This is a genomic window from Mesorhizobium sp. B2-7-3 (assembly GCF_006440715.1).
Classification (GTDB): domain Bacteria; phylum Pseudomonadota; class Alphaproteobacteria; order Rhizobiales; family Rhizobiaceae; genus Mesorhizobium; species Mesorhizobium australicum.
The window spans coordinates 132,808-146,156 of sequence record NZ_VFTY01000003.1 but is presented as its reverse complement, the minus strand read 5'-3'; the positions used below and the strand labels follow the sequence as shown (position 1 = coordinate 146,156).

Annotated in this window: 13 protein-coding genes; 11 read left to right on the top strand and 2 right to left on the bottom strand. The window is 64.4% G+C overall.

Features of this window, described 5'->3' with window-relative positions; translation table 11 throughout:
* Window positions 1–2: 2 nt before the first annotated feature.
* From FJW04_RS08145 to FJW04_RS08105, 9 genes are all read left to right on the top strand, one after another.
* On the top strand, window positions 3–671 hold the full coding sequence (locus FJW04_RS08145; RefSeq protein ID WP_015315897.1) for a response regulator transcription factor: 669 nt from the start codon (window positions 3–5) through the stop codon (window positions 669–671).
* A gap of 79 nt (window positions 672–750) precedes the next feature.
* Window positions 751–2,010: a flagellar hook protein FlgE gene (locus tag FJW04_RS08140; RefSeq protein WP_140713447.1), complete on the top strand. Its 1,260-nt coding sequence runs from the start codon at window positions 751–753 to the stop codon at window positions 2,008–2,010.
* A gap of 27 nt (window positions 2,011–2,037) precedes the next feature.
* On the top strand, window positions 2,038–3,492 hold the full coding sequence (flgK, locus tag FJW04_RS08135) for a flagellar hook-associated protein FlgK (protein ID WP_140713445.1): 1,455 nt from the start codon (window positions 2,038–2,040) through the stop codon (window positions 3,490–3,492).
* Window positions 3,493–3,495: 3 nt separating this feature from the next.
* Window positions 3,496–4,536, top strand: a complete 1,041-nt coding sequence (locus tag FJW04_RS08130; RefSeq protein WP_140713443.1) for a flagellar hook-associated family protein — start codon at window positions 3,496–3,498, stop codon at window positions 4,534–4,536.
* 28 nt (window positions 4,537–4,564) lie between these two features.
* Window positions 4,565–4,912: a flagellar biosynthesis regulator FlaF gene (flaF, locus tag FJW04_RS08125; protein ID WP_015315893.1), complete on the top strand. Its 348-nt coding sequence runs from the start codon at window positions 4,565–4,567 to the stop codon at window positions 4,910–4,912.
* On the top strand, window positions 4,909–5,352 hold the full coding sequence (flbT, locus tag FJW04_RS08120; protein WP_015315892.1) for a flagellar biosynthesis repressor FlbT: 444 nt from the start codon (window positions 4,909–4,911) through the stop codon (window positions 5,350–5,352). The genes flaF and flbT overlap by 4 nt, the downstream gene beginning before the upstream one ends.
* Window positions 5,352–5,759, top strand: coding sequence for a flagellar hook assembly protein FlgD (gene flgD, locus FJW04_RS08115; protein ID WP_015315891.1), 408 nt, complete (start codon window positions 5,352–5,354; stop codon window positions 5,757–5,759). Before flbT ends, flgD begins: the two co-directional genes overlap by 1 nt.
* 13 nt (window positions 5,760–5,772) lie before the next feature.
* Window positions 5,773–6,039 (top strand): flagellar biosynthesis protein FliQ, encoded by a 267-nt coding sequence (fliQ, locus tag FJW04_RS08110; RefSeq protein WP_013893193.1) that lies wholly within the window; start codon window positions 5,773–5,775, stop codon window positions 6,037–6,039.
* Window positions 6,040–6,415: 376 nt separating this feature from the next.
* Window positions 6,416–8,059, top strand: coding sequence for an MFS transporter (locus FJW04_RS08105; protein WP_015315890.1), 1,644 nt, complete (start codon window positions 6,416–6,418; stop codon window positions 8,057–8,059).
* Between the two features lie 22 nt (window positions 8,060–8,081).
* On the opposite strand, the gene FJW04_RS08100 is transcribed toward FJW04_RS08105, so the two are convergent.
* Window positions 8,082–9,863, bottom strand: coding sequence for a chloride channel protein (locus tag FJW04_RS08100; RefSeq protein ID WP_140619432.1), 1,782 nt, complete (start codon window positions 9,861–9,863; stop codon window positions 8,082–8,084).
* A 234-nt stretch (window positions 9,864–10,097) separates the two neighbouring features.
* Window positions 10,098–10,397: a putative quinol monooxygenase gene (locus FJW04_RS08095; RefSeq protein ID WP_140713441.1), complete on the bottom strand. Its 300-nt coding sequence runs from the start codon at window positions 10,395–10,397 to the stop codon at window positions 10,098–10,100.
* Window positions 10,398–10,512: 115 nt separating this feature from the next.
* Here FJW04_RS08095 and flhA point away from each other — a divergent pair, with 115 nt between their 5' ends.
* The gene (gene flhA, locus FJW04_RS08090) at window positions 10,513–12,600 is read left to right on the top strand and encodes a flagellar biosynthesis protein FlhA (protein ID WP_015315887.1); all 2,088 of its coding nucleotides are present in this window, start codon (window positions 10,513–10,515) and stop codon (window positions 12,598–12,600) included.
* Window positions 12,597–13,349 (top strand): flagellar biosynthetic protein FliR, encoded by a 753-nt coding sequence (gene fliR, locus FJW04_RS08085; protein ID WP_140713439.1) that lies wholly within the window; start codon window positions 12,597–12,599, stop codon window positions 13,347–13,349. Before flhA ends, fliR begins: the two co-directional genes overlap by 4 nt.

Sequence of the window (13,349 nt, the reverse complement as noted above, 5' to 3'; positions counted from 1 at the left end):
CGATGATCGTTATCGTTGACGAGCGAGAGCTCGTGACAGAGGGCTACAATTCACTTTTCGACCGCGAGGGGATCGCCTGCGCCGGTTTCGCGCCGGGCGAGTTCGGCGAGTGGGTCAACTCGGCCGCCGACACCGATCTGCGATCGGTGCGGGCCTTCCTGATCGGCGACTGTCGCGACGGCGCGATCTCGCCGCGCCAGATCCGCGACCGCACCGGAGCTCCGGTCATTGCGCTCAGCGAGCAGCATTCGCTGGAAAACACGCTGCGGTTGTTCGAGAGCGGCGTCGATGACGTCATCCGCAAGCCGGTGCACATCCGCGAAATCCTGGCCCGCATCACCGCCATCCGCCGCCGCGCCAGCGAGGACGTCGCCTATACCGAGATCGGTGCCATGCGCATCTTCATGGACGGCCGCGATCCCGAGATCGACGGGCAGCCGCTGCCCTTGCCGCGCCGCGAGCGCCGTATCCTGGAATATCTGGCGAGCAACCGTGGCCGCCGCGTCACCAAGACCCAGGTGTTCAATGCCATTTACGGCATCTTCGACGAAGAGGTCGAAGAGAACGTGGTTGAAAGCCACATCAGCAAGTTGCGCAAGAAACTGCGCGAGAAGCTGGGCACCGACCCGATCGATTCCAAGCGCTTCCTCGGCTACCGGCTCGTGTTCTGATGCGGCACCGCGCCAGCCTCGCGCAAGACAGGACGCGTAGCCTCGAAGCCAGTGGCATGGATATTGCGGAGACATCTCGATGAGCCTCTACGGAATGATGCGGACCGGCGTTTCGGGCATGAACGCCCAGGCGAACCGCCTGTCGACGACAGCCGACAACATCGCCAACTCCGATACCACCGGCTACAAGCGGTCCTCGGCCGAATTTTCGACATTGATCATGCCGTCGACCGGTGGCGCCTATAATTCCGGCGGCGTCACCACCACAATCCGCCAGGCGGTCAGCGATCCGGGCGTGCTTCAATACACGACCTCGGTCTCCGACCTTGCCGTCAGCGGCGATGGTTTCTTCGTCGTCCAGGATCCAAGCGGCACGCCTTTCCTGACCCGCGCCGGCGCCTTCGTCCCCGACGCACAGGGCCGGCTGGTCAATGCCGCCGGTTTCCAGCTGATGGCCTACAGCTACGCCAATGGCACGCCGGCGGCCACGGTGAACGGCTTCGAAGGTCTCGAGCCGGTTGTCATCTCCGACCAGGGACTGACCGCGACGCCGAGCACCCAAGGCAATTTCAGCGGCAATCTGCCGGCAGGTGCGACACCGGTCGCTGCCATCAACCTGCCCAGCACGAACTCGGCGGGAGCGCAGTATACTTCGAAGTCGTCGATGGTCGCCTATGACAATCTCGGCAACAAGAAGTTGCTCGACGTCTATTTCACCAACACCGGCGCAGGCACCTGGGAGGTGGCGGTCTTCGACCAGTCGAAGGCGACAGCCGGAACTGGCTTCCCCTACGCTGCCGGCGGCGCCCTGGGCACGGCCAACCTGACCTTCGATACCACCACCGGCAAGCTCACCGGCACCCCGACCGGCATTTCATTCACCGTACCGGGCGGCGCCAGCCTTGCCCTCGACCTGTCGAAGCTGACCCAGCTCGGCACCGGCTTCACCGTCACCGACGCCCAGGTGAACGGCAACGCGCCGAGCACCATCGACAAGGTGCAGATCAGCAAGGACGGCACCATCTACGCCCAGTACAAGGATGGCACCTCCAAGCCGCTCTACAAAATTCCGCTGGCCGACGTGCAGAGCCCTGACCAGCTCAAGGCGCTGCCTGGCAATGTCTACGCGCAAGGCACCGACTCCGGTGCGGTCCGTGTCGGCTTTGCCAACGAAGGCAAGGCCGGTTCGATCATCTCGGGCGCGCTCGAAAATTCCAACGTCGATATCGCGGAGGAATTGACCGACATGATCGCGGCCCAGCGCAGCTACACCGCCAATTCCAAAGTCTTCCAGACCGGTTCCGACCTGATGGACGTCCTTGTCAACCTGAAGAGATAAACCGGGCTTCGCCCGTGAAAGACCAGCATGTCGCTTTCCTCCGCACTGAGCATCGCCCAATCGGCGCTTCTGGCCACCTCGCGGCAGACAAGCGTCGTCACGCGCAACGTGGCAGACGCCGACAATCCGAACTATTCGCGCCGCATCGCGCTGGTCACCAGCACGACGCCCGGCGCGCGTTCGGTTGATGTCCAGCGTGCGGCCAACGACCTGCTGTTTCGCCAGAACCTCGGCGCTCTGTCCGCCTATGCCGGCCAGAGCGCGCTCTACAACGGCATGGATCAGCTCGACGTATCGGTGAATGGCGTCGACAACGCCTCCTCGCCTTCGACAGCGATCGGCAATCTGCAGCAGGCGCTGCAGCTGTACGCCACCTCGCCGTCCAACCAGAATCTTGGCTCGAGCGTCATCGACGCGGCCAAACAGGTGGTGCGGTCCCTCAATGAAGGCTCCAAGGCCATTCAGGATTTTCGTACCCAAACCGACGGCCAGATCGATACCGCCGTCAAGGATCTCAACTCGCTGCTCAACCAGTTCCAGGATGCCAACACCGCGGTCATGTCCGGAACCCGTTCAGGCACCGACGTTTCCGATGCGCTCGACCAACGCGACGCATTGTTGAAGAAGATCGCCAATTACATTCCGGTGTCGACCTTCACGCGTGGCGACAACGACATGGTCATCACCACGGGTGACGGCACGACATTGTTCGAGACGATCCCACGCACCGTCAGCTTCGCCCCGTCTTCGGGGTACGTCGCGGGTGCGGCCGGCAACACGGTCTATATCGACAACGTACCGGTCTCGGCGGGCAGCGGCGGCAACACCACCGCCAGCGGCACCATTGCCGGCCTGCTGCAATTGCGCGACGGCGTCGCCTCGACCATGCAGAGCCAGCTCGACGAAACCGCGCGCGGCCTGATCACCGCCTTTGCCGAAACGGCACCGTCGATGCCCAATGCGGCGGGCCTGTTCACCTGGTCGGGCGCACCGGCGGTGCCAGCCGCGGGCACGCTCGTCGACGGCCTTGCTGGAACGATCAAGATCAATGCCGCGATGGATCCCAGCACCGGCGGCAACCCGACATTGCTGCGCGATGGGGGGGCCAATGGCGTCGCCTACGTCGCCAACACCACTGGCGGGGCTTCATACTCCAACCTTCTGGTCGCCTATGGCGACCAGCTCGACAAGCCGATGACGTTCGATCCCTCGGCCGGGATTTCGGCAACCTCCAGCGTTGCCGACTACGCCGCCAATTCGATCGGCTGGTTGCAGGGCGTTCGTCAGCAGGCTTCGACCGCCGCCGACGCCAAGGAAGCCCTGGCACAGCGCAGTGCCGATGCCTTGTCCAACGCAACGGGCGTCAATGTCGATCAGGAAATGTCGCTGATGCTCGATCTCGAGCACACCTACCAGGCATCCGCCCGGATGATGAAGACCATCGACGACATGATGACGGCGCTGTTGAGCGCGGTGGGATAAGCCATGACCTTTGTCTCCTCTGCTGCCCTAACGAATGCCATGCGCTATCAGCAGATGCGCATGCAGGCCGATCTCGTCAAAGCCACGAAAGAGTCCTCGACCGGCAAGGTCGCCGATGTCGGTCTGGCACTTGGTGGGCGTACCGCCCAGTCCGTCACCTTTTCGCGCGACCTCGACCGGCTCAACGTCGTTGTCGATTCCAACGGACTGGTGGCCGCCCGGCTCTCATCCACCCAGACCTCGCTCGGCCAGCTCTCCAGCGTCGCGCAGACTTTCCTGTCCAGCCTGACCACCGCGTCGTCGGGCGACAACTCCGACAGCCTGACCCAATCGACCGGCCAGACAACGATCCAGCAGCTTACGTCGATCCTCAACACCAGCGTCAACGGCGAATATCTGTTCGCTGGCACCAACACCGACGTCAAGCCGATCAACGATTTCACTGCCGGCTCTCCCGCCAAGGCTGCCTTTGACGCCTCCTTCGTCGCCAAGTTCGGCTTCCCGCCCAGTGACCCGGCCGCGGCCAACATCACCGCGGCCCAGATGGACGATTTCATCACCAACGATGTCACGCCGCAGTTCCTCGGCGCGGGCTGGCAGACCAACATGTCGAATGCGACCGACCAGCAGATCGTCAGCCGCATCGCGCTCAACGAAACCACCGAGACCTCGACCGGGGCCAACAGCGACGGCATCAGGAAGCTCGCCATGGCGGCGGCCTTGGTCTCCAGCCTGATGTCCACCAACATCAGCCAGGCGGCGAAGGACACCATCATCGACCACTCGCAGAAATTGGTCGGCGAGGCGCTGAGCGGCATCGCGCAGGTCCAATCCCAGACCGGCATCGTGCAGAAGCGCGTCTCCGATGCCAGCGACCGCATGAAGACGCAGATCGACCTGTTCGAACGGCACATTCTGGATCTCGAGGCAGTCGATCCGGCGGAAGCGGCGACCCGCGTCGCCAATCTGACGCAGCATATCGAGACGTCTTTCGCCCTGACGGCGCGCCTGCAGCAGCTCAGCCTGTTGAATTACCTGACCTGACACCTCCAGCGGAACGGTAGAGCCACCGATGTACCAATTCTCCTACGCCGACGTTCAGAGCACCTCCGTCGCGGACGCCAAGGACCGCGAGCGGGACCTCCTGACCCGCTCGATCGACATGCTGTCGGCCGCCGCCGCGGCAGGCCAGCATTCGATGGAGGCGGTGGAGGCGCTGCATTTCACCAATCGCGTCTGGACAACCTTCGTCGAGGATCTCGGTTCCAGCGACAATGCGCTCCCCAAGGAGTTGCGCGCCAACCTGATCTCCATCGGCCTGTGGCTGCTGCGCGAGGCCGAGGACATCCGCCAGGGCCGCACCGACAATTTCGAGGGGCTGATCGAAGTATCCCAGATCATCCGCGACGGCATTCAATGACCAACACGTTGAAGTTATCGCTGAAGCCCAATGAGAAGATCTACATCAACGGCGCGGTCATCCGCGTCGACCGCAAGGTCACGATCGAGCTGATGAACGACGTGCAGTTCCTGCTCGAGAGCCATGTGATCCAAGCAGACGACGCGTCGACGCCATTGCGGCAGCTCTATTTCATCGTGCAGGTCATGCTGATAAACCCCGCTGGCGCCGACGAAGCGCGCGAGATGTTCCGCCGCTCGCTGCCACTGCTCATTGCAAGTTTCGAAGACGCCGAGATCGGCAGCGCGCTGAAACAGGTCGACCGCATGGTCGGCGAGGATCACATCTACGAGGCCTTGAAGGCGATCCGTTCGCTTTATCCTCTCGAACGCCGCGCGCTTGGCGGCAATGACGATGTTCCGGGCGCCGCGCGCCCGCTGGCCGTGGGAGCACGATACTGATGACCGTGGACATGACGACGACGGTGCCGGTTGGCGCCAACCAGACCACCACGCCGACCTCGAAGACGGCGGTCGACTATCAGTCCTTCCTGAAGCTTCTGATCGCGGAGATGAAGAACCAGGATCCGACCAAGCCGATGGATTCGACGGCGTATGTCGCCCAGCTCGCCACCTTCTCCCAGGTCGAGCAATCGGTGCAGACCAACACCAAGCTCGACCAGATCATGCAGTCCTCGGCGCTGTCGCAGGCCGACGCTCTCATAGGCCGCAACATCACCTCGGCCGATGGCAAGACAACGGGCACGGTGGCGTCGGTGACGCTTGGCAGCAACGGACTGATCGCGGTGTTGCAGGATGGCACCACGGTCCCTGTCGGCGCGGGCGTGTCGATCAAGCCGGCGAGCTAGGCCAACCGCCGACATGAATGAGGCCGACGCACTCGACATCGTCCAGTATGCGGTGTGGACGGTGCTGACCGCATCCGCTCCGGTGGTCCTGGTCGCCATGGCGGTCGGCATTGGCATCGCCTTGATCCAGGCGTTGACACAGGTCCAGGAAATCACCTTGACCTTCGTGCCCAAGATCGTCGCCATCATGCTGGTGGTGGCGCTTACGGGTCCCTTCATCGGCGGCCAGATATCGGCCTTCACCAATGTCATCTTCGAGCGCATCCAGAACGGTTTCTGAGCGATTTCCAGCAAGGGTGCTCGACGCTTCCGCCCAGATTTGCGCCGGGATGGAACGCAGCTAGCAGGCGTCCGGGTTGCGGCTAATGCATGTCGCCCGGAAGTGGTTCCCGGTTCCGGAACAACGACGTGCATAGAATCAGAAGCTTACAGCAGGTCGGGCGAATCCGGTTCGCCGCGACATGCTGTGGAGTGCCATTCAGGGCGCGACGGTTTGCGGTGGCGGCGCCAGCGTGTGGCCCTTCGCTATCCCCTTGTTGGACCATGATCTTCCCTGCAAGGCATTCGCCCTTTGCGCCGCGATGCCATAGTTTCGGCAAATCATGCGGGGAAACGGATTCCCGCAAGGATCAGCGCGCCGTGGCAGGAACCCATCCATGATTGACGAGAAGCCGGATAGCGAAAGCGTCTCGGCGCTGGCGCCATTCCGGCATGGCATCTTCCGGGCCGTATGGGGCGCGAGCCTCGTCTCCAATTTCGGCGGCTTGATCCAGGGCGTCGGCGCCGCCTGGATGATGACCACCATCGCCACCTCGCCCTATCAGGTCGCCCTGGTCCAGGCCTCGACCACCTTGCCGATCATGCTGTTCGCGCTTGTCGCCGGCGCCATCGCCGATAGCTTCGACCGCCGCAAGGTGATGCTGGTCGCCCAGACCTTCATGCTGGTCGTTTCGGTGCTTTTGACCGCGTTCACCTATTTGGACCTGATCACGCCGTGGACGCTGCTGGCCTTTACCTTCCTGATCGACAGCGGCACGGCACTCAACAGCCCGTCATGGCAGGCCTCCGTCGGCGACATCGTTCCGCGCAACAAGGTGCCTGCCGCCGTGGCGCTGAATTCCATGGGCTTCAACCTGACACGCAGCGTCGGCCCGGCAATCGGTGGCATCATCGTCGCGGCCGCCGGCGCGGCCGCGGCCTTCGCGGCGAACGCGGTGAGCTATGTCGGGCTTATCGTCGTGCTGGCACGCTGGAAGCCGGATCTACCGGCCTCGACCTTGCCGCGCGAGTCATTGGGGGCCGCCATGGGCGCCGGCCTGCGCTACGTCGCCATGTCGCCGAATATCGGCAAGGTGCTGGTCAGGGGCGCCGCCTTTGGCTTCAGCGCCGGCGCGGTGCTGGCGCTGCTGCCGCTGGTGGCGCGCGATGTGGTCAAGGGCGATGCGCTGACCTACGGCATCATGCTGGGCGCCTTCGGCATCGGCGCCGTCGGCGGGGCGCTGATCAGCGTGCGGCTGCGGCAGCTGCTCTCCAGCGAGACGATGGTGCGCTGTGCCTTCGCCGGCTTTGCGGCCTGCGCCTTCAACGCCGCCGTCAGCCAGCATGCCTGGCAGACCTCGCTCGGCCTGCTGGTCGGCGGTGCCTGCTGGGTGATCGCGCTCTCGCATTTCAACGTCACCGTGCAGATGGCGACACCGCGCTGGGTGGTCGGCCGGGTTCTGTCGGTCTACCAGACCGCAACCTTCGGCGGCATAGCACTGGGCAGCTGGATCTGGGGTGTCGTCGCCGACGCGCATGGCGCCGAGACGGCGCTGATCGCCGCGGCCATCGCCATGCTGGCCGGGGGCGCCATCGGCCTCGTGCTGCCGCTGCCGCAACAGCAGGTGCTCAACCTCGACCCGCTCAACCGCTTCAAGGAGCCGCACCTGGCACTTGACCTGAAGCCGCGCAGCGGTCCGATCGCCATTATGATCGAATACATCATCCGGCACGAGGACGAGGCGGAATTCCTCGCCACCATGGCCGAGCGCGGCCGCATCCGCCGTCGCGACGGCGCCCGCAACTGGACACTGGCGCGCGATCTCGAAAATCCGTCGATCTGGATCGAGCACTACCACACGCCGACCTGGCTCGAATATGTCAGGCATAACGGTCGCATCACCCAAGCCGACGCCATGGTCGGCGAGCGCTTGCGGGCGCTGCACTCGGGCAACGAGCCGCCGCGCGTGCGCCGCGTCATCGAGCGCCCGACGACCGCCGGCACCGCGTTGGTCATGGCCAAGGGGCCGATCGAGCACTGACGAATTCAAAGGTTCGCGGCGCCTACCCCTCTCCCGACAGGTCCCGGCGGGCCTTTTCGAGTTCCTCGGCATAGCGCCGCATCAAATGGCCCTCGGTCAGCAGCCCGAGCACGATGTGGTCGGCGAAGTCCTCGACCACGGCCAGTTCCTCGGCGCCGGCGCGCTGGAAGGTCTCGGCGGCGGCCTGCACGTTCATGCTGGGCACCAGGACGGCATCCTTGTACTGGGCAAGGTCGCGCACCGACACCTCGCCCCCGGAGGGATCGCTATGCAGTTCGGCCACGATCAGCACGCCGACATACTCATCCCCCGGGTCGACGGCGATCACGCGCTGGGCCGAACCCAGCGGGAATTCCTTGCGGAAGGCGGCCAGCGTCGTCGACGCATCGACGGTCTTGATGTCCTCGCGCATCATCGAGCCGACGGTCAGGCTGCGCATCCAGCCGACATCGTGGGCGCTGCGGATCGTCTCGCCGCGCAGGTGGAAGCGCCAGGTCGAGAACGAATAACCGAAGGTCTCGCGCACCAGGATCGCCGCCATGATCGAGGCGGCCAGCACCACGCCGGTGAGCGTCAGGTCGCGGGTCGATTCCAGCGCCAGGAAGGTCATGGTCAGAGGCCCGCCGACGACGCCGACGGCAAGCGACGTCATGCCGACAACGGCGGCGACGGAGGGGTCGATACCGGTCGCCGGCGACACGAGCGCCATGACACCGGCGAACGACTTGCCGAGCAGCGCACCAAGGAACAGCGAGGCGAAGAACAATCCGCCGCGAAAGCCCGAACCCAGTGAGATCGCCGACGCCGCCAGCTTCAGCACGAAGACGCTGGCCACCACCGCCAGCCCGTAATTCATGGCGAACTCGCGATGCAGCGCGCCGTGGCCGCTGGACAGGACCTGCGGCGTGATCAGGCCGAGGAGGCCGACCAGCACACCACCGATGACGGGGCGCAGCGAGGCGTCGACCGACAGGCGGTTGAACCCACGCTCGATCAACGTCACGAGTTGCATGATGGCGATCGAGGCAGCACCGCCAAGCAGGCCGAGCAACAGGAAAGGCACATATTGGCTGGCGGTGAGTTGCGGCAACCCTGAAAGCTCGAGCGGAAAGGGCACGCCGCCGAACACTTCCGCCGTCAGCGACGCCGAGATCGCGGCCGTCATGACAGGGGCGACATTGGCGACCGAGTAGATGCCGATGACCAGTTCGAAACCGTAGAAGGCGCCCGTCAGCGGCGCGTCGAAGGCGGCCGATATGGCGCCGGCGGCACCACAGCCAACCAGGATGCGGACGTCGTTGCGGCGCAACCGGAAAGCGCGCGCCAGCCGTGAGGCGACGCCTGAGCCGACCTGCGTGTAGCCCGCCTCCAGACCGACCGAAGCGCCGAAGCCGCTGGAAATCATCGTCTGCACGACGATGATGAAGGTATCGGTCAGAGACATGCGCCCGCCATAGAGCGCGTTGGCCTCGATCGGATCGACCGGCGTGCGGAATTTCCGGAGCCTCAGCCAGACCACCGATATCCCGAGCAGGATACCGCCGATCGCCGGGATCAGCGCCTGTATCGGATTGGCGAGCGAGAACATGCCAGATAGGCGCCCGCCGGGCTGGACGCCGAACAGCAGCCCGTGCAGGTCCTGTACGATCTGGCTCATCGCGGTGACCAGTATGCCGCCCATGACGCCGACAACGCCCGCCAGCATGACCACGGCGATGCCGCGTGCCTCCAGCAGAGGGACTGACCTCAAAAGAACCGCGCGCAGCCGGCGGGCGTAGACTTGGGGTTGGTTTCTGGAAAGCACCGGGGCGGCTCGCCGATATCAAGGCAAAGGAAGACCCGCCTGATACGCCGGGCGGCACGTCGTGACAACCACAATGCCGACATCAAAGGCGCCATTATGGCCGCGAAACCGCCCGATCCGGCCTTCCCGCCTTGGGGCCGAGGGGGGCTGCCCGCCAGTTGCGCATTCACCATGCCCTTTCAGCACAATGCGTACACCGAGCCGGAGCCGGCGAGGATCTAGCCGCCGGACCGCTCAGGTCGGTATGGCTTCGCCGGCCTCGTAGAGCACGAGATTGCGCTCGCCGATGCCGAGCCCCGGCCAGCTCGCGCGCCAGTCGGCAAGATGCGGCGAGCGGAAATGCGCATCCAGTGCCGGTCTGGCGCGCCACATCTCGGTGATCCGGATCAAGCCGGGATCAAGCACATCCTGCGCATAGGAATATTCAAGGCAGCCGTCCTCGGCGCGGCTGGCGCGAACCATGCGCTCCATCACCGGCCTTGCCTCCTCGAGCCTGTCGGGCGGCAGGCGAATCGTACCGAAGATCAGCAGCATGAGGTGTCCTTCGCGAGAGAGTCGATTCCGTCACTCTCCCACCCTCGCGCAAGCTTGGCCAGCTACCCTCGCCGGGCTGTCGCATGCTCGGCAGCCCAGGGTTTCGAGGACGAGAATGGCGATCAGCGAAAGCATCCAGCCCGGCGCGGTGGCCAAGAACGGCCGCGACGTCTTCTTCGCGCTCGGCATCGTCGTCATCCTGGCCGTGCTGTTCCTGCCGATCCCGGCCTTTCTCATCGACATCGGGCTTGCCTTCTCGATCGCGCTTTCGGTGCTGATCCTGATGGTGGCGCTGTGGATCCAGCGGCCACTCGATTTCTCGTCCTTCCCGACCGTGCTGCTCATTGCCACCATGCTGCGCCTGTCGCTCAACATCGCCACCACGCGCATGATCCTGTCGCATGGCAATGAGGGCACGCACGCCGCCGGCTATGTCATCGCCGGCTTCTCCAAGCTGGTGATGGCCAGCGATTTCGTCATCGGCCTGATCGTCTTCATGATCCTGATCGTGGTGAACTTCATCGTCATCACCAAAGGCGCCACCCGTATCGCCGAGGTCGGCGCGCGCTTCACCCTCGACGCCATCCCCGGCAAGCAGATGTCGATCGACGCCGACCTCTCCGCCGGCATGATCGACGACAAGACCGCGCAACTGCGCCGCCGCGAATTGGAAGAGGAATCCTCCTTCTTCGGCTCGATGGACGGCGCCTCGAAATTCGTCCGCGGCGACGCCATCGCCGGCCTCATCATCACCGCCATCAACATCGTCGGCGGCATCGCCATCGGCTACATCAGGCACGGCATGGGCATGGGCGAGGCCGCCGACGTGTTCATCAAGCTGTCGGTCGGCGACGGTCTCGTCACCCAGATCCCGGCGCTCATCGTCTCGCTCGCCGCCGGCCTGCTGGTCTCCAAGGGCGGCACGCGCGGCTCGACCAACCAGGCCGTGTTCGGCCAGCTCGGCGCCCATCCGCGCGCGCTCTACGTGGCGGCCGCACTGCTGGTGTTGCTCGGCCTGATGCCCGGCCTGCCACTGTTCCCGTTCTTCGCGCTCGCCGCCGGCATGGCTGGCCTCGGCTATGTCATTCCAATGCGCCACAACCGGGCCGTCGCCGAGGCCGAGGCGCTGAAGAGCCAGGAGAAAGCGAGCAAGGCCGAGGAAGAGAAGAACTCGGTCAAGGCCTCGCTCGCCACCGCCGAGATCGAACTCCTGATCGGCAAGCAGCTTTCCACCCGGCTTCTGGTCTCGCATCAGGAACTGGTCTTCCGCATGTCCAAGATGCGCAAGAAATTCGCCCAGCAGTACGGCTTCGTCGTACCGGAAGTCCGTGTCGCCGACGACTTCGCCATCCCGCCGAAAAGTTACCAGATCAAGGTGCACGGCACCGTGGTCGCCGAATATTCGATGCGCGTCGGCGAGATCATGGTGCTGCTCGGCAACCGCGACATACCCGAAATCCCCGGCGAGGAAATTCGCGAGCCCGCCTTCGGCATGCGCGCCTACTCCGTCATGGAAACCTTCGCCGAGGATCTGAAGCGCGAGAACTTCACCTTCGCCGACAACATGTCGGTGCTGCTCACCCATCTCTCGGAAGTCATCCGCAACAACCTGCCGCAGCTCCTGTCCTACAAGGACATGAAGGCGCTACTCGAACGCCAGGACCAGGAATACCGCAAGCTCGCCGACGAGATCTGCACCACCCACATATCCTATCCTGGCCTGCAGGCGGTGCTCAAGCTGCTGCTTGCCGAACGCGTCTCGATCCGCAACCTGCATCTCATCATCGAGGCCATCGCCGAGATCGCGCCGCATGTGCGCCGCACCGAGCAGATCGTCGAGCATGTGCGCATCCGCATGGCCCAGCAGATCTGCGGCGACCTCTCCGAAGGCGGCGTGCTCAAGGTGCTGCGCCTCGGCAACCGCTGGGACCTTGCCTTCCACCAGAGCCTCAAGCGCGACGCCAAGGGCGAGGTGCGCGAATTCGACATCGATCCGCGCCAGTTGGAGGAATTCGGCCAGGACGCCACCAAGGCGATCAAGAAACACCTCGAAGCCGGCGAGCGTTTTGTCCTCGTCACCGCGCCCGACGCCCGCCCCTATGTGCGCATGATCATCGAGCGCCTGTTCACCACGCTGCCGGTGCTCTCCCATGTCGAAATCGCCAAGGGCGTCGAGATCAGGGTGCTCGGGACCATATCGTGAGCGTTCTCTCGGAGGCCGTCGTCATCGCGGCGTTCCTCGCCTTCTGCCGCATCGGCGCCTGTTTCATGCTGATGCCTGGCCTGTCCAGCGCCCGCGTCCCGGTCCAGGTCAGGCTGTTCGTCGCGATCGCCGCCACCGGCGGCCTGCTTGCCTTCCTGTGGGACAAGATCTTTCCCTTCGTCGATCCGCGTCCGCAGATCCTGGTGCCGATGATCATCTCGGAGTTGCTGGTCGGCGGGCTGATCGGCGCCATGACCAGGCTCTACATGGAGGCGCTTCGCTTCATGGGCTCGGCCATCGCCATGCTGATCGGCTACGGCGGTTCCGGCGGACCAGCGATCGAGGAACCGGAGCCGCAGGCGGCCCTTGCTGCCATCATTTCGTTTTCGGCGCTGCTGATGCTGTTCGTCTTCGACTTCGATCACGAGATCGTCCGCGCCCTGGTGGCGTCCTACACGGTCGCGCCGGTCAACGTCTTCTTCAACCCGCAGGCGGCGCTGGTCGACATCACCGACACCGTGTCGGACACTTTCTTCCTGGTCATCCGCCTCGGCAGCCCGTTCGTCGCCTACGCCATTCTCGTCAATCTGACGATCGGCTTCGTCAACAAGCTGACGCCGCAGATCCCGATTTATTTCATCTCGCAGCCCTTCGTCATGGCCGGCGGCATGCTGATCTTCTATTTCGCCGCCGGCACCATGCTGTCGCTGTTCGTCGACGGCTTCGTCGACCTCACGCTGGCGAGGTGA

Coding starts and splice junctions, on each gene's coding strand:
- FJW04_RS08140 (WP_140713447.1), top strand. CDS start 751: ATGAGCCTCTACGGAATGATGCGGACCGGCGTTTCGGGCATGAACGCC.
- flaF (WP_015315893.1), top strand. CDS start 4,565: ATGTACCAATTCTCCTACGCCGACGTTCAGAGCACCTCCGTCGCGGAC.
- flhA (WP_015315887.1), top strand. CDS start 10,513: ATGGCGATCAGCGAAAGCATCCAGCCCGGCGCGGTGGCCAAGAACGGC.
- flbT (WP_015315892.1), top strand. CDS start 4,909: ATGACCAACACGTTGAAGTTATCGCTGAAGCCCAATGAGAAGATCTAC.
- fliQ (WP_013893193.1), top strand. CDS start 5,773: ATGAATGAGGCCGACGCACTCGACATCGTCCAGTATGCGGTGTGGACG.
- FJW04_RS08145 (WP_015315897.1), top strand. CDS start 3: ATGATCGTTATCGTTGACGAGCGAGAGCTCGTGACAGAGGGCTACAAT.
- flgD (WP_015315891.1), top strand. CDS start 5,352: ATGACCGTGGACATGACGACGACGGTGCCGGTTGGCGCCAACCAGACC.
- FJW04_RS08105 (WP_015315890.1), top strand. CDS start 6,416: ATGATTGACGAGAAGCCGGATAGCGAAAGCGTCTCGGCGCTGGCGCCA.
- flgK (WP_140713445.1), top strand. CDS start 2,038: ATGTCGCTTTCCTCCGCACTGAGCATCGCCCAATCGGCGCTTCTGGCC.
- FJW04_RS08095 (WP_140713441.1), bottom strand. CDS start 10,397: ATGCTGCTGATCTTCGGTACGATTCGCCTGCCGCCCGACAGGCTCGAG.
- FJW04_RS08130 (WP_140713443.1), top strand. CDS start 3,496: ATGACCTTTGTCTCCTCTGCTGCCCTAACGAATGCCATGCGCTATCAG.